This window comes from Glutamicibacter sp. AOP38-B1-38, assembly GCF_052377485.1.
Classification (GTDB): Bacteria; Actinomycetota; Actinomycetes; order Actinomycetales; family Micrococcaceae; genus Glutamicibacter.
The window spans coordinates 152688-174571 of the sequence record NZ_JBQSWU010000003.1 but is presented as its reverse complement, the minus strand read 5'-3'; the positions used below and the strand labels follow the sequence as shown (position 1 = coordinate 174571).

General features: G+C 60.5%; 21 protein-coding genes. 10 read left to right on the top strand and 11 right to left on the bottom strand.

The features are described from left to right. Positions 1 to 73: 73 nt before the first annotated feature. Together greA and ACT3TP_RS03010 are read right to left on the bottom strand one after the other, a co-directional pair. A complete protein-coding gene (gene greA / locus ACT3TP_RS03015) occupies positions 74 to 568 on the bottom strand; it encodes a transcription elongation factor GreA (protein WP_096287727.1) in 495 nt (164 codons plus the stop codon). A 321-nt stretch (positions 569 to 889) separates the two neighbouring features. After that, a complete protein-coding gene (locus ACT3TP_RS03010; RefSeq protein WP_096287725.1) occupies positions 890 to 1309 on the bottom strand; it encodes a DUF4307 domain-containing protein in 420 nt (139 codons plus the stop codon). A gap of 208 nt (positions 1310 to 1517) precedes the next feature. Between ACT3TP_RS03010 and mca the strand changes: the two genes are divergently transcribed. The 5 genes from mca (at position 1518) to ACT3TP_RS02985 (ending at position 7431) form a co-directional block, all read left to right on the top strand. After that, positions 1518 to 2384 (top strand): mycothiol conjugate amidase Mca, encoded by an 867-nt coding sequence (gene mca / locus ACT3TP_RS03005; protein WP_096287807.1) that lies wholly within the window; start codon positions 1518 to 1520, stop codon positions 2382 to 2384. A gap of 43 nt (positions 2385 to 2427) precedes the next feature. After that, positions 2428 to 2709, top strand: a complete 282-nt coding sequence (locus ACT3TP_RS03000) for a hypothetical protein (protein ID WP_096287723.1) — start codon at positions 2428 to 2430, stop codon at positions 2707 to 2709. A gap of 182 nt (positions 2710 to 2891) precedes the next feature. After that, positions 2892 to 5000, top strand: a complete 2109-nt coding sequence (locus ACT3TP_RS02995) for a thioredoxin domain-containing protein (RefSeq protein ID WP_444615678.1) — start codon at positions 2892 to 2894, stop codon at positions 4998 to 5000. 98 nt (positions 5001 to 5098) lie between these two features. Next, positions 5099 to 5860: an isoprenyl transferase gene (locus tag ACT3TP_RS02990; protein ID WP_096287719.1), complete on the top strand. Its 762-nt coding sequence runs from the start codon at positions 5099 to 5101 to the stop codon at positions 5858 to 5860. A gap of 257 nt (positions 5861 to 6117) precedes the next feature. Then, positions 6118 to 7431, top strand: a complete 1314-nt coding sequence (locus ACT3TP_RS02985) for a PhoH family protein (RefSeq protein ID WP_444619276.1) — start codon at positions 6118 to 6120, stop codon at positions 7429 to 7431. On the opposite strand, the gene ACT3TP_RS02980 is transcribed toward ACT3TP_RS02985, so the two are convergent. Next, entirely contained in the window at positions 7428 to 8222 is a 795-nt protein-coding gene (locus ACT3TP_RS02980) for a hypothetical protein (protein ID WP_096287715.1), read from the bottom strand. The two genes, ACT3TP_RS02985 and ACT3TP_RS02980, sit on opposite strands and share 4 nt — an antisense overlap. 84 nt (positions 8223 to 8306) lie before the next feature. Between ACT3TP_RS02980 and ACT3TP_RS02975 the strand changes: the two genes are divergently transcribed. Then, a complete protein-coding gene (locus ACT3TP_RS02975; protein WP_176484236.1) occupies positions 8307 to 8801 on the top strand; it encodes a prepilin peptidase in 495 nt (164 codons plus the stop codon). Positions 8802 to 8805: 4 nt separating this feature from the next. Further along, positions 8806 to 9273 carry an NUDIX hydrolase gene (locus tag ACT3TP_RS02970; protein ID WP_444619274.1) on the top strand — a complete coding sequence of 156 codons (468 nt, stop codon included), beginning with the start codon at positions 8806 to 8808 and terminating at the stop codon, positions 9271 to 9273. A gap of 171 nt (positions 9274 to 9444) precedes the next feature. Here the strand turns inward: ACT3TP_RS02970 and ACT3TP_RS02965 are convergent, their stop codons facing one another. Beyond that, the gene (locus ACT3TP_RS02965) at positions 9445 to 11142 is read right to left on the bottom strand and encodes an MDR family MFS transporter (protein WP_444619272.1); all 1698 of its coding nucleotides are present in this window, start codon (positions 11140 to 11142) and stop codon (positions 9445 to 9447) included. A gap of 49 nt (positions 11143 to 11191) precedes the next feature. Then, positions 11192 to 11788: a TetR/AcrR family transcriptional regulator gene (locus ACT3TP_RS02960; protein WP_444619270.1), complete on the bottom strand. Its 597-nt coding sequence runs from the start codon at positions 11786 to 11788 to the stop codon at positions 11192 to 11194. Between the two features lie 170 nt (positions 11789 to 11958). Between ACT3TP_RS02960 and ACT3TP_RS02955 the strand changes: the two genes are divergently transcribed. Next, positions 11959 to 12525: a GNAT family N-acetyltransferase gene (locus ACT3TP_RS02955; RefSeq protein ID WP_444619268.1), complete on the top strand. Its 567-nt coding sequence runs from the start codon at positions 11959 to 11961 to the stop codon at positions 12523 to 12525. A gap of 98 nt (positions 12526 to 12623) precedes the next feature. Here ACT3TP_RS02955 and ACT3TP_RS02950 read toward each other — a convergent pair whose 3' ends face one another. After that, on the bottom strand, positions 12624 to 14036 hold the full coding sequence (locus ACT3TP_RS02950; RefSeq protein WP_444619266.1) for a class II fumarate hydratase: 1413 nt from the start codon (positions 14034 to 14036) through the stop codon (positions 12624 to 12626). Between the two features lie 641 nt (positions 14037 to 14677). Here ACT3TP_RS02950 and ACT3TP_RS02945 point away from each other — a divergent pair. Continuing rightward, complete coding sequence (locus tag ACT3TP_RS02945; RefSeq protein ID WP_444619264.1) at positions 14678 to 15511, top strand: S-layer homology domain-containing protein; 834 nt, start codon at positions 14678 to 14680, stop codon at positions 15509 to 15511. Between the two features lie 256 nt (positions 15512 to 15767). Here the strand turns inward: ACT3TP_RS02945 and ACT3TP_RS02940 are convergent, their stop codons facing one another. Both ACT3TP_RS02940 and ACT3TP_RS02935 read right to left on the bottom strand, forming a co-directional pair. Further along, on the bottom strand, positions 15768 to 16397 hold the full coding sequence (locus tag ACT3TP_RS02940; RefSeq protein ID WP_444619262.1) for a carbonic anhydrase: 630 nt from the start codon (positions 16395 to 16397) through the stop codon (positions 15768 to 15770). Between the two features lie 63 nt (positions 16398 to 16460). After that, the gene (locus tag ACT3TP_RS02935) at positions 16461 to 17108 is read right to left on the bottom strand and encodes a DUF4245 domain-containing protein (RefSeq protein WP_444619260.1); all 648 of its coding nucleotides are present in this window, start codon (positions 17106 to 17108) and stop codon (positions 16461 to 16463) included. Positions 17109 to 17262: 154 nt separating this feature from the next. Here ACT3TP_RS02935 and glpX point away from each other — a divergent pair, with 154 nt between their 5' ends. Then, positions 17263 to 18297 carry a class II fructose-bisphosphatase gene (gene glpX / locus ACT3TP_RS02930; RefSeq protein ID WP_096287697.1) on the top strand — a complete coding sequence of 345 codons (1035 nt, stop codon included), beginning with the start codon at positions 17263 to 17265 and terminating at the stop codon, positions 18295 to 18297. A gap of 77 nt (positions 18298 to 18374) precedes the next feature. Here the strand turns inward: glpX and manA are convergent, their stop codons facing one another. The 3 genes from manA to purE all read right to left on the bottom strand — a co-directional run bounded on the left by manA (position 18375) and on the right by purE (position 21842). Next, positions 18375 to 19583 carry a mannose-6-phosphate isomerase, class I gene (gene manA / locus ACT3TP_RS02925; protein ID WP_444619258.1) on the bottom strand — a complete coding sequence of 403 codons (1209 nt, stop codon included), beginning with the start codon at positions 19581 to 19583 and terminating at the stop codon, positions 18375 to 18377. 85 nt (positions 19584 to 19668) lie between these two features. Then, a complete protein-coding gene (locus ACT3TP_RS02920; RefSeq protein WP_444619256.1) occupies positions 19669 to 21291 on the bottom strand; it encodes an LCP family protein in 1623 nt (540 codons plus the stop codon). Between the two features lie 17 nt (positions 21292 to 21308). Continuing rightward, a complete protein-coding gene (gene purE / locus ACT3TP_RS02915) occupies positions 21309 to 21842 on the bottom strand; it encodes a 5-(carboxyamino)imidazole ribonucleotide mutase (RefSeq protein WP_096287691.1) in 534 nt (177 codons plus the stop codon). Positions 21843 to 21884: the final 42 nt, after the last annotated feature.

Genomic DNA, 21884 nt, shown 5'->3' with positions numbered 1-21884 from the left:
AAATTACAGATGAAAAGCAGCTGGCCTGACACTTTTTCAAGTGTCAGGCCAGCTGCTTTTGATGCGTAGGGGACTAGCCCTCGTATGGCGTGGCGGAGATGATCTCCACGGCGATATCGCGGCCGTTGGGCGCGGTGTAGGTCAGCTTGTCGCCAACCTTCTTGCCATGCACTGCCTTGCCGATTGGGGACTGCTCCGAGTACACCTCAAGGTCGCTGTCGCCGGCAACCTCGCGGGAACCGAACAGGAAGGTGGTCTCATCACCAGCGATGGTGGCACCCACCAGCATGCCCGGTTCGACCACTCCGTCATCTGCGGGCGCTTCGCCTACGTGGGCGCGGCGCAGAAGGTCCTTGAGATAAAGGATGCGGGCCTCGGCCTTGCCTTGCTCCTCACGAGCAGCGTGGTAGCCGCCGTTCTCCTTGAGGTCACCCTCCGAACGTGCCTGCTCGATGCGGGCAACGATTTCGGTGCGGCCTGGGCCGGAGAGGAAGGTCAGTTCGTTCTGAAGGCGGTCGAAGGCCTCCTGAGTCAGCCACACGACAGGTTCGTTGCTGTTGGTGCTCACGTTGTACTTCCTTTGGTCTGTCAGGGACTTCTTCTGCTAACCGTCCGTGGTGGACGGCAAAGCCGAACGCCACCATGCGGTGGCGTTGAAGAAGTCAGATTCGGTACGAATTGGCGATCTGTCGAATTTCGGCGGATGCAAGCAAAGACCCCGCTAGGCTCCTGTCCCAGTTGCTTATCAACTAGGCGCACAAACCGATGCGGGGTTAAACGTACTTTCCAACGATAATAGTCGTGTTTGGGAAATAATCCCAATAGATTCAGCTCTGAGGGAAGAAATCCCAATAGATTCAGCTCTGAGGGAAGAAGAACGAGCTAATTGTTACTCGGAGAAATCGTTCGGGACCTTGTAGCAAGCCTCTACCCCAGCGGTGACGGCCAGGTTATCGGTACGCAGCGGCACCGTGATGCGCTGGGTAGTCAGCTGACCTGGATCGGCGGATTCAAGCGCGATGCTGGTAAAGCCAACGGTAGCCTTGGACTCGTTCAGCGCTCTCACATCGCACTGCACACGGTGCTTGGAGTTGTATTCGACCTCGATCACCGCGGTTGCCTGAGCTGGCGAGGCAACCGAAAATTCGATGTCCTGCGCGGTTATGGCACTGAAGTTTGCGAATCCGATATACGCCGCACCGGCGACGCCGACGGTCAGCGCGCCACCGATGAGCAGGAAGCGGGTGCGCTTGGACAGCGGGCGTTTCTTGGGGTTGTTGTATCGAGCCGTTAAGCTTGGATCAGACATCGCTTACCCTGTACCACTCTCTGCCGCTATCTATGAGGTATCTCTTAGTCTACCGGCAGGGGGTTCAGGGAATAACTCGGGTCTACGTGAGAGTTGTCATTGATGGTATGCCATGACGGCATACCGGCCTGTTCACAGTGCAGAAGGAAGATTTTACGTGGAGATTCACGACGTGAAGAAGATAGCGCCGTCCCAGGGGCTGCGTCTCATGGCAATTCATGCCCACCCGGACGACGAGTCTTCAAAGGGGGCTGCCACCATGGCCGCCTATGTTGAAGCCGGCGCCGAGGTCATGGTCGTCAGCTGCACCGGCGGTGAACGCGGTGACATTCTCAACGCTGCGGTCGGGGAACTGGCCCACGCGCATCGTGACCTGCCCGGCGTGCGCCGCACGGAGATGGCTGAAGCCGCCGCCGTACTCGGGGTTAAACACCGCTGGCTAGGATACGTCGACTCGGGCCTGCCCGAGGGAGAGCCGTTGCCGGAACTGCCTTTCGGCGCGTTCGCACTGCAGCCGGTGGAAATCGCGGCAGCTGGTGTCATCAAGCTGATCCGCGAATTCCGTCCGCACGTGATTACCACCTACGACGAGAATGGCGGATACCCGCACCCGGACCACATCCAAAGCCACAAGGTCGCCACCTTCGCTTTCGAACAAGCCGGAAACCCGGAGATGTACCCCGAGCTCGGTGAACCTTGGGAAGTGGACAAGCTCTACTTCGACCGTGCGTTCTCCTCTGACCGCTTCCGCACCTTGCACTACGCAATGCTGGAAGCTGGCTACGAATCTCCGTACACCGAACGTGTTGCCATGTGGGAAAACGACGAAGAGAACGAAATGTTCAAGTGGGTTTCGCCACATACGACCACCACCCAGGTGCACTGCGCAGACTACTTCACGCTGCGCGATCAGGCCTTGCTAGCGCACCGAACCCAGATTGACCCGGAAGGTTTCTTCTTCGCGGTCCCCGAGCACATCTATGCCGAGTCATGGCCGTGGGAGGACTACACGCTGATCTCCTCGAAGGTTGCCACCGAGTTGCCCGAAACAGATCTGTTTGCCGGACTAAGATAGAGCTAAGTACCAACCAGTCCCAGAAAAGAGTTGTCCCCACACCGTGAATGCGATCTACGCGACCATGCTGGTTGCGAGCACCAAAGTGCAGAACGAAAACTTGGACGAGAACAGTTATGGCCCGGGTTTCCTCGGGTTCGTGTTCACCGCGTTTCTGGCACTGGCAGTAATCTTCCTCATTCGCGACATGGTGCGCCGCGTACGCCGCGTGCGCTACGCCTCGGAAGCCGAGGCTAAGCAGAATGAGCTGATGCTTAAGGGCGAGAACCAGCCACGCCAAGAATCTACCGATCCGGTAGATCCGAAAACTTCCGAAGACAGCTAAGCTTCACGGCAGTTGGATCAAGGCCTCGTGCCGTGTTCGCCAAATTTTTGGTGCGCCCGGCACGAGGCTTTCCGTTTCTGATCAGGCGGGCCATGCGGGAACGCAGTGTGGCCTAGCAAACCGATTTTGCCTTTGGCCACGTTTGCAGGTGAGCTCTAATCCTCATGGGGCAGAATGGCGCTATGGGACAACGAATCGCCACAAGCTCCTCTGCCTACCTGCGTCAGCACTCGCACCAGCTCGTTGACTGGTGGCCCTACGGTGATGAGGCTTTTGAGCAGGCCCGGCTGCGGGATGTTCCGGTAATGCTCTCCATCGGCTATGCGGCCTGCCACTGGTGCCACGTGATGAGCCACGAATCCTTTGATGACCCTGGGATCGCTGGAAAATTGAATGACCGATTTGTCTCGATCAAGGTGGACCGCGAGGAACACCCGTTGGTGGATGACACCTATATGATGGCCACTCAAGCCTTGACGGGTTCCGGCGGCTGGCCCATGACGATCTTCACCCTGCCCGACGGGAGGGCCTTCCACGCCGGCACCTATTACCCCCGCGAACCCCGGGGGAAGATTCCATCCTTCACCCAGCTGCTCGACGCGGTGCATCAGGCCTGGGAGGAACGCCGCGAAGGGCTGGAAGAACAGGCCGATATGCTCGCCAACCATCTGGCCGAACTTGGCTCCCGGCAAGGGACATTATTGACCCTGCCGAGCACCTCTCCGGTAGCCGAGGCGCTTGCGGTCGCGAGCACGCATTGGATTACCGCGACCAAACCCGAAGGTGGATTCACCCCGGCGCCCAAGTTCCCACCGAGCTGGGCGCTAAAAACCCTGTGGCGCACGGTGATGCTGAACCCCGAGCGCAGCGCTGAAGGGTTCAATGCGCTGGCGACTACCATCGAGGCAATGCTGCTTGGCGGTCTGCGCGATCATCTGGCCGGCGGGTTCGCCCGCTACTGCGTGGATGAGCACTGGGCGGTCCCGCACTTTGAAAAAATGCTCTACGACAATGCGGGTTTGCTCTCCCTGTGTGCGCGCACCGCGGTCTTTGCCGAAGAGTTGGCGGCACAGGACACCGCGGAGTCGGTACGTGCAGCGCAGCTTGCGCAGCTGTCCCGGCAGGCGGCGCTGGATACGGCGCAATTCTTGTCCGCCGAGCTGCTGACCGGAGCGGAAGGCGAAGCGCATCGTGCGTTGGCCGCCTCGTTGGATGCGGATTCAATGCGTGCCGGAAAAAGTGTCGAGGGTGCGGCCTACACCTTCACCCGGGAAGAATGCGCCGAGGCGCTGCGCCGGGCGGGAGTGGAGCTGCCTGCGGGTCTGGTGCGGCTCGCGGCGGTGGCCGAAGATCCCGGCTACTTCCACCTGTCGTTGACCGAGGCGCCGGCAAACGACCAGGTCGAGATCTGGGAGGCCTTCAAGGAGCAGCTGCGCATCCTGCGGGCCGCTCGCGAACGTCCGGGGCGAGATGAGAAAATCATTGCCGGATGGAACGGGCTGGCGATCGAGGCCCTCGCGGAGGCGGGCGAACTGCTCGCCGACCCGTGGCTCGGAGAACTTGCCGAGCAGGTGGCGACCACGCTCTGGGAGGTTCACTGGGACGCGCAGACTAGGACCCTTGCCCGAGTCAGCTTCGCCGGTCAGCCGGCGGCCGGCAACGAGGGGACCTTGCAGGACTATGCTGCCCTCGCCCTGGGGTTTCTGGCGCTGGGCCAAAGCCCTAAGCGTGCCACATGGCAAGAGCGCGCCGGGGTGCTGCTTGAGCGTGCTGCGAGCTTCCTCGATCCCGAAACCGGGATCCCACGAGATACCGTCAGCCTAGATGCACGGCTGAGCAAGCAGCGCGCAAATATCGCACCGGTCACGGTACTCGATGATGCCATCCCCGCCGCCGGGGCGCTCTACGCCAAGGCCATGGCGCGCCAGGCGCTGCAGAGCATGGCGGACGGGAGCTTCGATGCGCTGGGCGCCGACCGGCTTGAGCAGGCAGGCAAGCTCAGTGCGCACGCTTCGGCGCTCGCCGGCGAAGCGCCCACCCAGGTGGCAACCGCGCTAGAGGTGCAAGCGGTGCTCGACGCGACGGTGCATTATGTGAATTTCACCGGAGGCAGCAACGCGGAACGCGTGAGATTACGGGCGCTTTGCAAGGGACTGGGGATCGAAGCCAGGAGCGCCGGCGAAGCGTCCAAGGACGTGCAGAGCCTGCAAATCCAGCCCTGCAGGCTCCAATTGTGCAACCTTCCGGTGACCGGAGTAGACGCATTCTTGCGGATGCTGCGTGGTCAATAACCCTTGAGCCGGCCCGGTTGGATGCACCGGGCACGCGGCGAAACACGATAGATTTAGTTAGAAGAATTCTTTGATTGTGTGCGAAAGCGAGGAACCAGGTGCGATTTCCCTCTCTGGTGTACCGTTTCTACGAACGGCGCCTAGCGAAGTCGTTGCCCAGTGACAAGCTTCCGCACCACATTGGGGTGATGGTTGACGGTAATCGCCGGTGGGCAAAGCTTGCCGGAAGCCCGACCCTTGCCGGCCATCAGGCCGGAGCAGACAAGATCCTTGAATTCCTTGAATGGTGCGAGGACCTGGGAATCAAGGTCGTCACCCTCTACATGCTCTCCACCGACAATCTGAACCGCGAACCCAGCGAACTGCGCGACCTGCTCAAGGTCATCGGCAACACCCTGGATCGGCTGGGGGAGACTAACCAGGTCAAGGTGCAGCAAGTCGGTGCGCTGGATCTGTTGCCCGAAGAACTTGCCACGAAGCTATCGGCCCTGGAAACGATCACGGCACACCGCACCGGGGTGCACGTGAATGTCGCTATCGGCTATGGCGGCCGGCGGGAAATTATCGACGCGATCAAGTCATTGCTGCACGATGCAGCGGAGCACGGACGTTCGCTGGAATCGGTAAGCGAGTCGCTATGCATCGATGAGCTGGAGTCATACCTGTACACCAAGGGGCAGCCGGATCCCGACCTGGTGATACGCACCAGCGGTGAACAACGGCTCAGCGGATTCTTGACCTGGCAGAGTGCCTACTCCGAGTTTTATTTCTGCGAAGCGTTGTGGCCGGACTTCAGGCGCGTCGATTTCCTCCGCGCACTACGCGACTTCGCAGACCGCCAGCGCCGGTTCGGCGCTTAATAGCCCAGTGAAATGCCAAGTATCTAGCGTTCAAAAAAATGATACTTGCGCTTAACCTACTGGAGCCCTTTGCGGTCTATGGTGAGAATATGGCGGGATGACACAGTCCCGGCTGACCGAAAGGTTCCTCACTAGATGACCAGATGCGGCGTTTCCCCGGAGCAATTCGTGGGTCACCCTCGGCATCCGGTGGCGGAACTTCCCACTGAAGCGTGGGGAGATTCCCCCACGCCGGATTCGAGAATGGGTGCGCTGCTATGACCCGAACTACCGACTCGGTTGTCCGAACTTACGTCATCGACACCTCGGTGTTGCTGTCGGACCCGAAAGCGATGTTCCACTTCGAGGAACACCATGTGGTGATCCCGTTGACAGTCATTACCGAGCTGGAACACAAGCGCAAGGACCCTGACCTGGGCTTCTTCGCCCGCCAAGCGTTGCGCCTGCTCGACGAGCTGATCGCCAGCCATGGCGGCTTGGCGGATGCGGTTCCGGTTTCCGATGCCGGAGGTACCTTGCGCATCGAGCTGAATAACATCGCCTCCGAGGTGCTTCCCTTGGGGATGCGCTCGGCAGACAACGACACCCGCATCCTGGCGGTAGCCAAGCACCTGCTCGACCAAGGCCAGGACGTGGCCTTGGTGACCAAGGACCTGCCGATGCGCATCAAGGCTTCGGCCATCGGCATCCACGCCGAGGTGTACCGCAACGAGCTGATCGCTTCCTCCGAATGGAGCGGGGTGGAATCACTGGAGCTCGATGAATCGAAGATGGCAAGGCTCTACGACACCGAGCGGCTCACCGATTTTCCCGAGGCGAAAGATTCTCCGGTGAACACCGGCTACGTGATTACCTCGCCGCGTGGCAGCGCGCTGGCCCGCAAGGTCTCGGCCGACACGGTCAAGCTGGTGCGCGGGGACCAGCAGGCCTTCGGGCTGCATGGGCGCAGCGCCGAACAACGCATCGCCCTGGATTTGTTGATGGATCCGAATGTCGGAATCGTTTCGATGGGCGGCAGCGCAGGCACCGGCAAGTCCGCGCTGGCCTTGTGCGCGGGGATGGAAGCGGTGCTCGAACGCCGGGAACACCGCAAGATCACCGTGTTTCGACCGCTCTATGCGGTGGGCGGCCAGGAACTTGGCTATCTGCCGGGCTCCGAGGGAGAGAAGATGGGGCCGTGGGCTCAGGCGGTCTTCGATACCCTGGGCTCCATCGTGTCCAAGAACGTGATCGACGAGGTTCTCGAGCGGGGGATGCTCGAAGTCTTGCCGCTGACCCACATCCGCGGGCGTTCGCTGCATGACTCCTTTGTGATCGTGGACGAGGCGCAGTCCTTGGAGCGCAACGTGCTGCTTACGGTGCTCTCGCGTATCGGACAGAACTCGAAGGTGGTGCTCACCCACGACGTGGCCCAGCGCGACAACCTTCACGTGGGACGCCATGACGGTGTCGCCGCGGTGGTCGAGCAGCTCAAGGGGCATGCGCTCTTCGGGCACGTGACGCTGATGCGTTCGGAGCGCTCGGCGATCGCGGCGCTGGTCACCGAGATGCTCGAGGGGCCGCTGGTCTAGCGCTGTGCGCGCACCGTCCACGGGATGTGTGCGCGCACATCAGTCATGGTGGGTGTGGCTACGGTGAACAGCGAGTCGATGTAGTACTCGTTCTTCGCCAACACCGCGATGCGCAGCGGCGGTTCGCTCCCATCCAGCAGCCGGCGCTCGACGCAGATTCCGGTATCCAAATCCAAGACAAGCAGCGCAGCAGTTCCGGCTGGGACCAAGGTAAATGAGTCGCTACTGGGCTGGTAGCTGTGGCCTGCGGTGAGCACCGCGGAGAGTTGCGCGCGACCGTGCTCGCTGCGTGTGGGAGCCAGCTCGTGGATGTATGTGGGATGTTCGAAGGCGAGGTCCAATGATGCCGGCTCGGTACCGGCCAGCTCAAAGGGGTCGAGCATGCTCGCCAAGAAATCCAAGGGCAAGAGGTCCTGGTAGCCGTCGATGTCCGGCCGCCGGGCGATCAGGTGGTCATTGGTGTAGACCGGATAGGTGAGCGAGGCCGGAAGCTTCCAGGAGGACTCGGTCGCGGCCACGTAGTCGCGGCCCCGGTCCGCGGTGAACAATTCGCGCTGGTAGCGCAAGGTATCGGATTCGTCGCTGATGGCGATAGCCTCACGGCCGCGCAGGATCATGCCCAGCGTGCCCGATAGCGAGTGCTGGGCGAAGGCCGGCGGGACATCGAGTTCCAGCCGCAGCGAGGTGCTCAGCCAGGGAGCCGAGCGGGCCAGTGCACGGAAGCGCCGGCGCGCCGCGGAATCGGGTGCCGGATGTTCGGGGAACAACTGCGGTGCTGCTGGCTGGGTCATAATTCAAGTGTAGAAGCGCTCAAGTTATTCACAACCCCACAAGCACCACTAGAGTCCAAGTCCCTGCCCGCTTATGCTCTAACCATGATCGGTATTTGGCAGGAATCGGTGGGTGCGGCGTTGCTGCTCATGCTGTTCTGCGCCTGCTTTCTGGGCTTCGGGGTGTCGCTGGCGGTGGCCGATGTGAAAAGCCACCGGTTGCCGAACCGCTGGCTGCTGCGTTGGGCCGCGGCCAGTGCGCTGCTCTTGCTGGGGCTCAGCGCGGTGCGGGCAGCCTACATGCCTTTGCTCTGGGCGCTGCTCGGCGCCGTCATTCTGGGCGGGGCCTACTTGGTGCTCGCGCTGGTCTCGCGCGGGTCAATGGGCATGGGCGACGTGAAGTTGGCCGCGGTGCTCGGCTTGAACCTCGGCTACTTCTCGCTGCCCGCGTTATTCGTGGGCAGCGTATTTGCCTTTGTGCTCGCCAGCCTGGTGGTGCTGGCGGGAATTATCGCGCGGAAGCTCACTGCCAAGTCGGCGGTGGCCTTCGGCCCGTTCATGATCCTCGGTGCGGCCCTGGCCCTGCTTATGACACGATAGGCCCATGGCAACTCCGGAATTCATCACCGAACTGCGTACCCATATCGGCCATGACATGCTCTGGCTCAGCGGGGTGAAGGTCGTCGTGCTGGACGGAACTAAGGTCTTGCTGGTTCGCCGGGCGGATAACGGGCTGTGGACCCTGCCGGCAGGTATTATCGAACCCGGCGAGGAAGCCTCGCACACCGCGGTGCGCGAGGTCCACGAAGAGACCGGCATCGACTGCGAGCTGACCCACTTGCTGGGCATCGGTGTCACCGCGCCGGCAACCTATCCGAATGGTGACCACGCCCAGTATCTGGATGTGGTCTTCCGGGCGAGCCACGTCGGCGGCACGGCGCAAATAAATGATGATGAAAACGTGGAGGTCGGCTACTTTGAACTCGATGACCGCCCACGGCTGCCGCCGCTGCATGAGCGGGCCATCGACTGGGCGCTGAATCCGCGTCCCGGAGGGTATTTCGCGGTCTAGAGCACGGTGTAGTGTGCGATTTCCTGGGAGCGCATAAGTCGTTTGCCTGCCCATCGCTTAGTAAAAAGAAGACTTTGGAAAACGACAACGCCCCGCACCTGCGATTCCTCATCGCCCAGCAGGCTGGGGAAAGGAATCGCAGGTGCGGGGCGGCACCTAGCACGAGGCTAGCTACACCCTAGGGCGTTCGTCGCTTTTCGGTCCGGTAGCTGCATCCTGCTCCGGCTCACCTTGCGGAGGGTGATTCATCAACCTTGCCTGTCGTTCTGCGTCTTCAAGTAGCTTGGCTTCCTCGCCACCAATCGCCTCGCCACGTGCCACCATGCCAGCGGTGTCCGAGAGTGGAACCTGCTTGAGCAGCAATGCCAAGACGAAGGCGATGAGAATGAAGGGGATCAAGTACCAGAACACCGGTGCCAACGAATCGGCATAGGCGGTCACGATCCCATCGCGCATTCCTTCGGGCAGCTTGGCCAGGGTCTGCGGGTCCAGCGTCGCGGTCGCATTGCCGGCGTCCGCGGCGCTCGCCCCGGATGCGGTGAACACCTCGGTGAGCTTTTCGGAGAGGCGATTGGTGAACATGGCACCGAAGATCGCCACACCCAAAGAGGCGCCGACTTCACGGAAGTAGTTGTTTGTCGAGGTGGCGGTGCCGACCATAATCGGGTCCACCGCATTCTGCACCACAAGCACAACCACCTGCATGATCAGGCCAAGACCGGCGCCGAAGACGAACAGGTATACGCAGATCAGCCACAACGGGGTGCTGGCGCTCAGCGAGGTGAACGCGAGCATGGCCAGCGCGGTAACGAGCGCACCGGCGATCGGATAGCCCTTGTACTTACCGGACTTCGAGATGGCGATACCGGACCAAATACTAGTACCCATCATGCCGACCATCATCGGGACCATGAGCAAGCCGGAGACTGCGGCGGAGGTTCCCGAAGACATCTGCAGGAAGGTTGGAACGAAGGCAATCGCCGCGAACATGCCCAGGCCCAGGGTGAATCCGATGGCGGTGGCGTTGACGAAGATCCGGTTCTTGAATAGTGAGAGCGGAATGATTGGGTCTTCTGCACGGGCTTCGACTATCACGAACAGCAAGGCGGCTGCCAGCATGCCAAGGCCCCAGCCCCAGGTTTCCAGGGCAGCCCAGCCATGGTTCTTCGATCCGCCGAAGTCGGTGAAGAAGATCAAGCAGGTGGTGGCGGTCGAGAGCAGCAGCACGCCCAGGATGTCGATTTTTTTGCTGGCCTTCTTACTCGGCAACTTCAGTGCGAACCAGGCGATCAGGAACGCACCAATGCCAATCGGGATATTGATGTAGAAAGCCCACTGCCAAGTCAGATGATCTACGAAGAATCCGCCAAGCAGCGGACCTGCGACGGCCGAGATGCCGAAGATCGCGCCCAGCGGACCCATGTATTTGCCGCGTTCGGAGGCCGGGACGATATCCGCGATGATGGCCTGCGAAAGGATCATCAGCCCGCCGCCGCCCAGGCCCTGCATGGCGCGGAAGAAGACGAACATCCAGAAGGTGCCGGCAAACGCGGCACCCACCGAGGCCAGCGTGAACAGCGCGATGGCGATCAAAAACAGGTTGCGCCGGCCGAGCACGTCACCGAATTTGCCGTAGATCGGCATCACGATGGTGGTGGCCAGCAGGTAGGCGGTGGTGATCCAGGCCTGGTGCTCGACGCCGCCGAGCTGCCCCACGATGGTTGGCATGGCGGTGGAAACAATGGTCTGGTCGAGGGAGGAGAGCATCATTCCGGCGATCAGCGCGGAGAAGATGATCCAGATACGCCGTTGCGTCAGGAGCAGCGGCGCCGGTTCCGGGTTTTTCCGGGACTCGGTGGTCGTTGACATGCGTGGGTCCTTGCGAGGTATATGGCTGGTTGGTGTGTCTGGCGTCCGGTTAAGAACGAGTCAAGGGCTGGCAATACAATTCCCGAGCCATACCGATGACTATGAGGAATTCTTCTGCCAGCGTTCGTTCGCTGTCCGACTCCAAGAAGCGGTCGATGGCTTTGAAGGTGGCGAACTGCAACGAATGAACAAGTAGTGCAAGACCTGGATGATCCGCATCGACGCCTTCACGTTGGGCGATGAGCTTCATGAAATCGGCTTGACGCTCGGGGCCAACCTGCATCATGCGTTCGAGCAATTCGGGTTCGCGGTGCACGGCGGCAAAGAAACCCTGAGTACTGTGGATAGCTTGTTCGTCGCGGTCTAGCTGTTCAATGATCAGGGCGACGAGATCCGCCTGCAAAGTGGGGGAGAGTCCAATGATCCCCGTCGGCCGGGCGGCAAGAAAACGATCTAAGGCACCCTCAGGAACCCCGTCATCGGCGTGCCCGAAGACCGCATCGATTTTTGTTGCGAAGTAGTTGAAAAAGGTGCGACGCGAGATGCCCACTGCTGCGCAGAGTTGATCCACGGTGAACCCGGCAAAGCCATGTTCGGCGGTGAGCTCGCGTGCATGCTGGGTGATCGACAGACGCGTTTTTTGCATGCGTGCGCTGAGACCGGCAGGTGCTGCGGCCGGTTTAGAATCCTTCGTTGCACTTTTGTTCACAAGATGCAGTTTTGCACTCAAGTCGACCTCAGTGCAACTTAAGTAATTGGGAACACTAGACTGGCAACGGTGGCAGCAGACAGCCAGCGCGTATTAAGCTCGGGTTTATGACATTGCTACAGTTGCTCGAACCGAGCGCTCAATTGCACGAATCATGGCTTGCGAGCAACCGGGAGTGGAATGGCGAGGACCAGCAGGGCGCCTCGGTATTCTTTGCCGAAAAGTTTGATTGGAATTTGGAGAAGCCCGAGGATTTTGCCAGATGGGTGACACTGCTAAGCGAACTGAGCGACGACTCAATCCTCCCGCCGCAAGGTTTCGTCAACCAGAGCACGCTCTGGCTGGAGCGAGATGGCCAATACCTCGGTGCGGTCAGCCTGCGCCATGAATTGATCAACGAAGCACTCAAGCAGGTCGGCGGGCATATAGGCTACGGTCTGCGCCCCAGTGCACGCGGAGCCGGACTAGCTAAACGGGCGCTGGCCGAAATGCTCGATATTTCTCGCCGACGTGGCCTCAAAGAGGTGCTACTTACCTGCGCTGACTCGAATATTGCTTCGGTGCGGACCATCGAGGCCTGCGGCGGGATCCTAGAACGGGTATGCCCGGTAGAGGAGATCGCCGAACCCTTCGGACTTCACGAGCCGCAACGCCGTTACTGGATCAAGCTCTAAGCTCATTTCCTCGAAGAGCGCACTCAGGCGGCCACCAGATGTTCTGGTGGCCGCCTGAGCGATGCGCTAGATCGCCACGAAGTCCGTGGCGCTGGCTCTTAGTATTTGCCCGTCATCGTGGAAACATCCAGCAACTCATCAAGCTGAGCTTCGGTGACTTCGCCACGCTCCACGAAACCCAGCGCCACGGTTGCTTCGCGGACCGTCAGGCCCTCAGCGACCGCTTTCTTGGCGATCTTCGCAGCATTTTCGTAGCCGATGAGCTTGTTCAGCGGCGTTGCGATCGAGGGGGAGGCCTCGGCGAGGAAACGCGCACGTTCCACATTCGCGGTAATTCCATCGATCATCTTCTCGGCCATCACCGTCGAGACGTTGGCCAGCAAGCGAATGGACTCAAGCAGGTTCGAAGCCATCACCGGGATGCCGACGTTGAGCTCGAAGGCGCCGTTGGTGCCGGCCCAAGCGATCGCGGTGTCATTGCCGATGACCTGCGCTGCAACCTGAATGGCCGCCTCGGAGATCACCGGGTTGACCTTGCCTGGCATGATCGAGGAGCCGGGCTGCAGATCTGGAATCGCGATCTCGCCCAAGCCCGTGTTCGGACCCGAGCCCATCCAACGCAGGTCGTTGGCGATCTTGATGATCGAGATCGCAATGGTGCGCAAGGCGGCAGAACCCTCGACCAGGCCATCGCGGTTTGCTTGGGCCTCGAAGTGGTTGCGCGCCTCGGTAATCGGCAGGCCGGTGTCTTCACGCAGGAATTCCAGGACGCGCTGCGGGAAGCCATCTGGGGTATTGATGCCGGTGCCCACCGCGGTGCCGCCCAGCGGGACCTCTGCCACGCGCGGCAGGGCGGCCTCGACGCGTTCGATGCCGTAGCGGATCTGTGCCGCGTATCCGCCGAACTCCTGGCCCAGGGTGACCGGGGTGGCGTCCATCAGGTGGGTGCGCCCGGACTTCACGACGTCCTTGAACTCGGACTTCTTTGCCTCCAGCGAAGTGGCAAGCGTTGCCAAGGCCGGAAGCAGTTCGTTGACCAGCGCGTTGGTGGCCGCTACGTGCACCGAAGTGGGGAAGACATCATTGGAAGACTGCGAGGCATTGACGTGGTCGTTCGGGTGGACTTCCGTTTCGCTTCCCGACTCCTTCAGCGCGCGTGTCGCCAATTCGGCCAGCACCTCGTTGGTGTTCATATTCGAGCTGGTGCCGGAACCGGTCTGGAAGACGTCGATCGGGAAGTGCGCATCAAATTTTCCGGTGGCGACCTGGTCCGCGGCCGCTACGATTGCGTTTGCGCGTTCGGTGTCCAGCACCTGCAAGGCTTCATTGGCGCGTGCGGCGGCCTTCTTGACCTGCGCGAGCGCCTTGATGTGGGCAGACTCCAGCGTCTTGCCCGAGATCGGGAAGTTCTCTACAGCACGCTGGGTCTGGGCGCGGTACAGGGCCTGGGCCGGGACTCGGACCTCGCCCATGGTGTCATGTTCAATTCGGAATTCTTCGCTGTTGCTCATGAGGCTCACCATACGCCTGGAACGTGTGCCGGAACAGGGATCTGCCTCAAAGATCACAGTCATCAGTGAGGTTAACGAAAACCGGGAATAAGCTCGGGATTAAATGAAGTGACCCGCGGAAAATCCGCGGGTCACTTCGATTATTTCAGGCCCATATTGGAGACAAGCTGCGCTTCTCCATCGAGATCAACGTCTGTGAGTCCCAGAACCCAAACGCAGTCCGCGTTGGTACTGTGATCTTCGTATTCAGCGATTCAAACCGCCTGGTCGCCAACCTTTGATCAATAGAAATCACAATCCGTTACGTATGCTTTACGGTCCTTTGCTGCAGCTTCACAAGCCTCGGAATCCTGCTGAAATGGCCTAGCATTTATCTGATTACATACATCGATTTGACTCAACCGTTTCGGTGTAATTCCATGTAAACGTCTACGATTCAGATCCAGAGCAGCCTCTCCCACTCCAAGGAGTTCCCATTGAGCCCCGCAATATCCCGTCGATCACTACTCATTGGTGCGACAGTACTACCGCTTACCGCACTGGCCGCAAAACCTGCGACGGCCGCAACTTCCGACAGAACAGCAGGGTTCGGTGCCCTGGTCAAGCAAGTCGGTATGGACGCAGACACGTGGTGGCCAGCTATGGAGTATTCAGCAAAGATCTACGAGAACGGCATCGCTGTGACCCGCCGGGGGCTCACCATGTCACGGAAGTCAAAGCTCGGCCTGGCCAAACTATGGCATCCAGGGTTGGGATTCCCTACCGAAGACGTTCGCGTGCTTGAGAACGGTTCCTATGGTCAGGAGTTCCAAGGAGTCACAACTTGGTGGGAAGGAGGGGATTTCCTGGGATCGCAGACGACTCACCCATCATCTGAGTGGGAGACCAAGTCATTCAAGGATGTGCCGGAAACCCACGATTTCTACCGGGAGATCGAGATCCTTTCCAAATGGGGCGTGACCGAAGGGTGGCCTGATGGCACTTTCCGCCCGCAGGCCCCGATCCTGCGGGATGCGTTCGCTGCCTTCTGTTACCGTATGAAGGGTCGCCCGGCCTACACGCCGCCGGCAACATCGCCCTTCAAGGACGTACCCACGAATAATATCTTCTACAAGGAGATCTGCTGGGCCGAGTCGCAGGGGATCGTTAACGGCTGGTCGAATGGCACCTACAAGCCGTTCGAGCCAATCAAGCGTGATGCCATTGCCGCGATGCTGTATCGGATGGCACCCTCTTCGGCTTATTCGTTCACCCCGCCGGAGTCCCTCGGGTTCGTGGACGTTCCGAAGTCCACCATCTTCTATCGGGAGATCGAGTGGATGCGCTCTACCGGCATCTCGACCGGGTGGGAGAAAGACACCTTCGTCTGGGACATTCGCGACTGGACACGGGAGTACCGGCCACTAAACACGGCTACTCGGGCGGAGGCAGCCGCGTTCTTCGTGAGGTGGAACGATTGCTTCGGGAACCTGTAGACGACCGGCCCGCAAGACGCTAGTCCGGCACAGTGTAAGTAGAAGCGGCCGGCGCCCGCAATAGCTGGACTACCTCGGCAGCATGAATGAACCACGCAGCACTCTCTCTGACCGAAGAATGGGTGTGAATCCTCCCCGGGGTGCTAGCTACAGTTGAGAGGTCGGCCAGCAGCCGCCCCGCCGATATAACCTTCGGCTGGCTGCCATCAAGCCGACTAATCTAAGTGACCCGCGGAAAATCCGAGGGTCACTTCGATTATTTCAGGCCCATATTGGAGACCAGCTGCGCTTCGCCTTCGGCTAGCTTGTAGGCAACGCCGGCCACTGCGGTACGTCCTTCGGCGATTGCGGTTTCGATGATGCTTGACAGGTCAACCAACCTGGCGGTGGTCTGCTTGACGTGCTCGACGACGGTGCCGTTGACATCGGTAATGTTGGCGCTTTCGGCGGCGAAGACCGAAGGGATGATGTGTTCGACTAGGTCGCGCACGAAGCCCTTGGGCATAATGCCCGATTCCTTGGCCTTGATCGCGCTGGTCACGGCACCGCAGCTGTCATGTCCGAGAATCACGATCAGCGGGATGTTGAGGATGTCCACGGCGAATTCCAGCGAGCCGAGGCTTGCCGGGTCCAGCACGTGGCCGGCGGTGCGCACGACGAAAACGTCGCCCAGCCCCACGTCGAAGATGATCTCCGCAGCCAGGCGGGAGTCGGAGCAGCCGAAAATGACGGCGAAAGGTTCTTGTCCCTTCACCAGGGACTGGCGTCGGGCACCGTCCTGATTGGGGTGCTCTGTGGCGCCTTGGATGAATCGGCTGTTGCCCTCGGTGAGCTTCTTCCAAGCTTCTTGAGGGGTCAACGGCGACTGGTTGTGTTCAGAATCCATAACTGGAATTCTACGCTTGAGGTCCAGAGTTAGGTCGCACTGATGTCCACGGTGAAGCGAAAATTACGAGATCTGAGCCTCGGCCGCCTGCACAATTGCCATAATTTCTTCTTCGCCGGTGTCGCTGGAGACGATCAGCGTGGACTCTTCGCGTTCCGAAATCATGTAGGTGGTCTCGTCCTTAACTCGGACCTCCCACATCGAGCCGTCGACTATGCGTTCGTCGGTGGGGGCAGCATTATCGGTGACCAGCGCAATCCATGTGGGATTCGCGTCGGCAGTCTGGCGAACGTAGACAAAGTTCGTTTCGCTCATCACCAGTCCGAACTCCCAGTAAGAGATGTCTTGCACCTGGTTGCTCTTCCAGCGGGCGAAATTCGCGTAATCCTCGCCGGAAACCTGCGGGGCGAATACCTCGAATTCTGCAATGCCGGAAGCGTCGCTAGCCACCTTTTGCAGGTCAACCGCGTGCTGGAAATTTTCTTCCTTGGTGCCAGGGTTCAGCAGCAGCAACGGAATGAGCACCGCGACGGTGAAGCCAATGGACAGGACCATGCCCTTGAATGTCTGGTTGGCGCGCTTCGACTGCTTCTCGGTGAGTACCGGGGTGAACGGAAGATCCTCAAAGGTTGCCTTGGGGTCGTTCAGGTCGCGGCGGACCGGCTGCGCGCCGGTCTGGGCGTCATTCTGGGGAGTGTTCTCTGGCTGCACGAGTCCATTCTCCCCGATGTTCCTGTGCAAATCGAACCGAGGTGCCCAAACACACGTTGTCTGCGCTCCGGCGCGCACGACATGAATTACATGCTGAAAATCGATGGGGATATGATGGAGTTGTTTGCATAGGCGCAATGACTACGACTCAGTGATGGGATCTTTCGTGACCGAAAACAACAATTATGCCCACCTTTCTCCCCGACTGTCGGTAACCGACTCGGAGCCGGACCGCAACCTCGCCTTGGAGCTGGTGCGTGCCACGGAAGCGGCAGCCATTGCTTCATCCCCTTGGGTTGGCTTCGGTGACAAGAACGCAGCCGACGGCGCCGCAGTGGACGCCATGCGCGGCCTGCTCTCCTCCGTGAACTTCAACGGCGTGGTAGTCATCGGCGAAGGCGAAAAAGATGAAGCCCCGATGCTTTTCAACGGTGAACAGGTCGGCAATGGCTCGGGAGCCGAATGCGACGTCGCGGTAGACCCGATCGACGGCACTCGCCTGACCGCTCTGGGCCTGAACAACGCCCTGTCCGTGCTGGCCGTGGCCGACCGAGGCTCGATGTTCGACCCTTCGGCAGTGTTCTACATGGAGAAGCTGGTGACCGGCCCGGAGGCCGCGGACCTCGTTGACCTGCGTTTGCCGGTGAAGCAGAATCTGCACCTGATCGCCAAGGCCAAGGGCAAGAAGATCAGCCAGATCACCGTGACCCTGCTCGACCGCCCGCGTCACGCCGGGCTGATCGAGGAGATCCGTGCCGCTGGCGCCCGCACCAAGCTGCTGATGGACGGCGACGTCGCCGGGGCCATCGCGGCCACCCGCGAGGGCACCGGCGTGGACGCACTGATGGGCATCGGCGGCACTCCAGAGGGCATCGTCACCGCATGCGCCATCAAAGCCATGGGCGGGGTGATCCAGGGCCGGTTGTGGCCAACCGATGACGACGAGAAGCAGAAGGCCATCGACGCTGGCCACGAGCTGGGCCGCGTGCTGACCACCAACGACCTGGTCACCAGCGATAACTGCTACTTCGCAGCCACCGGCATCACCGATGGCGATTTGCTGCGCGGCGTTCGCTACAAGAACGGGCGCATCCACACCCAGTCGATCGTGACGCGTGCCAAGTCCGGCACCATCCGCTTCGTCGATGGTGAGCACCAGCAGGACAAGTGGGAAGCGTACACCCGCTAAAAATCATTAAACGAGTCGAGCCGCAGATTTCCCGAAGGGGCGATCTGCGGCTCGACTCGTTTATGGGCTAGTTGGCGCTATTTGTCCTGTGCGCTGGCGGCAAAGAGCGTGGCCGCGCCCTGGGCCGCGGACACCGCGGTCACCGGCAACTCATGGGCGGCAATGAACACCGACCCGCCACGGGAGATCTGGAGGGTCTGGGATGAGGTTTCCAGGCTGAACGCACCTGCCGTGCACAGCACCAGCGCGGCGCCGTGCAATTGCAGCTCGGTGCGAATCTGCGGTTCCGCGGTTTCCACAACCTGGAGCTGGAATTCGTCGAAGGCCGGCTGGAAGAGCTGGGAGTGCTCCGAGAGCGCAGTGCCCTGCAAGAGCGGCGCCGCGGAAGGCTCGGCGATGGTCACCTCGAGCAGTTCGGGGACATCGATGTGCTTGCTGGTCAGCCCGCCGCGCAGCACGTTGTCCGAGTTGGCCATCACCTCGATGCCAAGCCCGCGCAAGTAGGCGTGGACATTTCCGGCACCCAGGCTAATCGCTTCGCCGGGCTTCAAGAACACCAGATTCAGCAGCAAGGCGACTAATACGCCGGGGTCCGCAGGATAGATCTCGTTGATCCGCACCAGCTCGGCGAACTGCGCGTTTTCCTGCATGACCGGATCGGCGGTAATGGTCCCGCAGAGCGTAAGCACCAGATCACTGATACCGGTGCCCGAGGTGAGCACGAGATTCAGTGCCCTTCCCAGCGGGTCGGAGGACTGCAAAGCCGCGATCAGGTTTTCGGTGAGGACCGTCTCCGTGGTGGATAGCCGGGGCAGGAAGAGCCGCAAATCCGCGATGATCTCCTCCGGTACGCGAAATCCGGAGAGCGCCACGAAGTCGGTGAGCGCATAGAGCATCTCGGGCTTGTGGTTGTCGTCCTTGTAGTTGCGTTCGGCCGCGTCGCGGGGGACGCCGGAGGCATCTTCCTTGGCGAAACGTTCCCGCGCCTGCTCCAGGGTCGGGTGCACCTGGATCGACAGGGGCTGAGCGGCGGAGAGCACCTTGAATAAGAATGGCAGGCGGCCATAGCGCTCATTGACCTGCTCGCCGAGCGTATTCACCGGATCCGCCGCAATGACTTCGTGCAGCGGCTGACCGGTGTCGACGAGCATGCTCGGGCATCCGGGATGGGCGCCGAGCCACATCTCGGCCTGGGGGCTGAGCCGTGCCGGCTGGCCGAGCAACTCGGTAATATCCCGCTTCGAACCCCAGTGATAGTCCCGAATGGAATTTTTCAACTCAAACACGTTTTGCACCCTTCAACTTTCACAAACGATAGTGGTTTCAAAACGGTCGGGGGGTCTTAACCGCGGGTGAAACCTGGAATGCTGGTTAAGGCACCGAGCATTCGTCGTTGTTTGCGGCGATCTGCGCCAGGCGAGTCGTTTGGCCAATCATCTCAAGTTCCACCAGGTACTGCTCGTCGATCGGGCTGCCGTCGCGCTGCGTGAAGACTTCTTGTTCACCGTTGGACAGCTTCGGAGCGTCGTTGATGCTAGTGGATTCTTCCTCGGCGCTTTCGGATGGTTCGGCTGAACCGCCGGCCTCGGTGGTGTCCTTTGACTTGGCAGGTTCCTCGGATTTCTTGGATTCCTTGGGCTTCTCCGGAGCGTTCTGCTTTTCAATGATCTTAGTGATGCGATCATCGATCTTGCCGAAGTCAGGGTAGGTGGAGAACGAACGCTCGAAGTCCGGCGCTCCCAGGGTCAAGCGGCTGAACGGAGTGCCCGATACCTTGTCCGCCACGGACACGAAGGAGCTGAGCTGGCTGGCGGGAATGTTCGTCTCGACCAGCTGCTCTCCGGCCTGCATGATGCTGCTGAAGTTGCTCAGAATGGTCTGCGGGGTGAACTGCTTGATGATTGCCTGCTGCAGGCATTGCTGCCGCTTGATGCGGTGGTAGTCATCGGTGAAGTCACGCGAACGCGCGAACCAGAGCGCGTCCTTGCCGTTGAAGGTTTGCTCGCCCGGGGCGAACCAATGGGTATTGACCAGCGAGCCTTCCCACTTCTTGCCGTTGTGCGGGACCCAACCGCCAGAATTGATGGTGACGCCACCGAGGGCGTCAACGAAGTTTTCGAAGCCTGCCATGTCGACCATGACATAGCCTTGGACCTCGAGCCCGGTGGTCCCGGTCAAGGCATCCATGGCGGCCTGCGCGCCGACGTTCTTCACCGAATCCGGGAACCGATCCGCGTGGTTATCTACCGCGTCGCGGTAGATCGCGTTGAACAGGCACTCGTCCCCGCAGCTGTACCCGTCGGGGTAGACCTCGGCCATGGGCGTACCCTCGGCGAAGCGGGCATTCTGGAAGTTACGCGGCACCGAGATCATCAGTGACTTGCCGGTTTTGGCATCCACCGAAAGCAGAGCGATGGAGTCGGTACGCACGCCATCTCGGTTCGAGCCGGAGTCGGCGCCGAAAACCGCGATGTTGTAGCGTCCATCCACCGGGTCAAAGGCAGGACCCGCATCGAAGACCTTGACGATGGTCTCGCGTCCGGTGTTCAGGATCGAGGCACCGTAGACGAAGATGCCGCTGGTTGCGATGACCGCAGCCAAGGTGAAAATGGAGACGATTGCGCGCATTCCGGGTGCCAGCATTCGGGGCCGGATGATGAACAGCGTATTCAGGAACATGATCAGCCAGCCGACGGCCAGCACCGAAAGCACGATGATCAAGAACAACTGGAAGTTCGGGTGCGCTACCCAACCCAGGATGATCGAACGGTCAATGAAGTAGATGACTGCGAGCCCAATGAGCGCGGCCCAGCAGAGCATGGTGATCGTGACCGCGATGCGTCCCAGCTTGCGGTTACCCGCAATCAGCTGAGCGCTACCCGGGAAAATAATGGTCAAGACGACCAGTATCAGGGCGCGTTTGCTCCGGGCCGGAGAGGAAATCGTCTCCGGGTTCCTGAGCGGACTTGGAGCGCGGTGGCTGGCAGAACCCATGTACTTTGTGACTTTCCTTAGGAAGAGAAGTTCTCGTTTGCTACTTCGGCACGCAACGCGGCGCCCTTGGCATATGCAGAATCGCGCAGCGAATCTGCGAAGGCTAGCAACTTAACCTGTAACGACTTGGCAAGCTCGTCGGTTCCCGATGCCAGCATACGCACAGCTAACAGGCCGGCATTGCGGGCACCGCCAATGGAGACGGTAGCCACTGGCACGCCGGCAGGCATCTGCACGATCGACAAGAGGGAATCCATTCCATCGAGCTTGGCTAATGGTACCGGAACACCCACCACCGGAAGCGGCGTCACCGAGGCGAGCATGCCCGGCAGATGCGCGGCGCCACCGGCGCCGGCGATGATCACGCGCAGGCCACGGGTGTGGGCGCGCTGGCCGTACTCGATCATTTCGGTGGGCATACGGTGCGCCGAAACGACGTCGGCCTCGAAGGGGATGCCGAATTCGGTAAGCGCCTCGGCGGCCAGCCGCATAACCGGCCAGTCGGAGTCCGAACCCATGACGAGTCCGACAAGTGGTGCTGTTTCAGTCATTAGAATCTATGTCCTTGAAGATCGTGGCCCAAAATGAGCGGG

Coding starts and splice junctions, on each gene's coding strand:
- ACT3TP_RS02950 (WP_444619266.1), bottom strand. CDS start 14,036: ATGAGCAACAGCGAAGAATTCCGAATTGAACATGACACCATGGGCGAG.
- mca (WP_096287807.1), top strand. CDS start 1,518: ATGGCAATTCATGCCCACCCGGACGACGAGTCTTCAAAGGGGGCTGCC.
- ACT3TP_RS02920 (WP_444619256.1), bottom strand. CDS start 21,291: ATGGGTTCTGCCAGCCACCGCGCTCCAAGTCCGCTCAGGAACCCGGAG.
- ACT3TP_RS02955 (WP_444619268.1), top strand. CDS start 11,959: ATGACATTGCTACAGTTGCTCGAACCGAGCGCTCAATTGCACGAATCA.
- purE (WP_096287691.1), bottom strand. CDS start 21,842: ATGACTGAAACAGCACCACTTGTCGGACTCGTCATGGGTTCGGACTCC.
- ACT3TP_RS02980 (WP_096287715.1), bottom strand. CDS start 8,222: ATGACCCAGCCAGCAGCACCGCAGTTGTTCCCCGAACATCCGGCACCC.
- ACT3TP_RS02940 (WP_444619262.1), bottom strand. CDS start 16,397: ATGGATTCTGAACACAACCAGTCGCCGTTGACCCCTCAAGAAGCTTGG.
- ACT3TP_RS02965 (WP_444619272.1), bottom strand. CDS start 11,142: ATGTCAACGACCACCGAGTCCCGGAAAAACCCGGAACCGGCGCCGCTG.
- ACT3TP_RS03010 (WP_096287725.1), bottom strand. CDS start 1,309: ATGTCTGATCCAAGCTTAACGGCTCGATACAACAACCCCAAGAAACGC.
- ACT3TP_RS02945 (WP_444619264.1), top strand. CDS start 14,678: ATGGAGTATTCAGCAAAGATCTACGAGAACGGCATCGCTGTGACCCGC.
- ACT3TP_RS02995 (WP_444615678.1), top strand. CDS start 2,892: ATGGGACAACGAATCGCCACAAGCTCCTCTGCCTACCTGCGTCAGCAC.
- ACT3TP_RS02960 (WP_444619270.1), bottom strand. CDS start 11,788: ATGCAAAAAACGCGTCTGTCGATCACCCAGCATGCACGCGAGCTCACC.
- ACT3TP_RS02970 (WP_444619274.1), top strand. CDS start 8,806: ATGGCAACTCCGGAATTCATCACCGAACTGCGTACCCATATCGGCCAT.
- ACT3TP_RS02985 (WP_444619276.1), top strand. CDS start 6,118: ATGACCCGAACTACCGACTCGGTTGTCCGAACTTACGTCATCGACACC.
- glpX (WP_096287697.1), top strand. CDS start 17,263: ATGGGATCTTTCGTGACCGAAAACAACAATTATGCCCACCTTTCTCCC.
- ACT3TP_RS02975 (WP_176484236.1), top strand. CDS start 8,307: ATGATCGGTATTTGGCAGGAATCGGTGGGTGCGGCGTTGCTGCTCATG.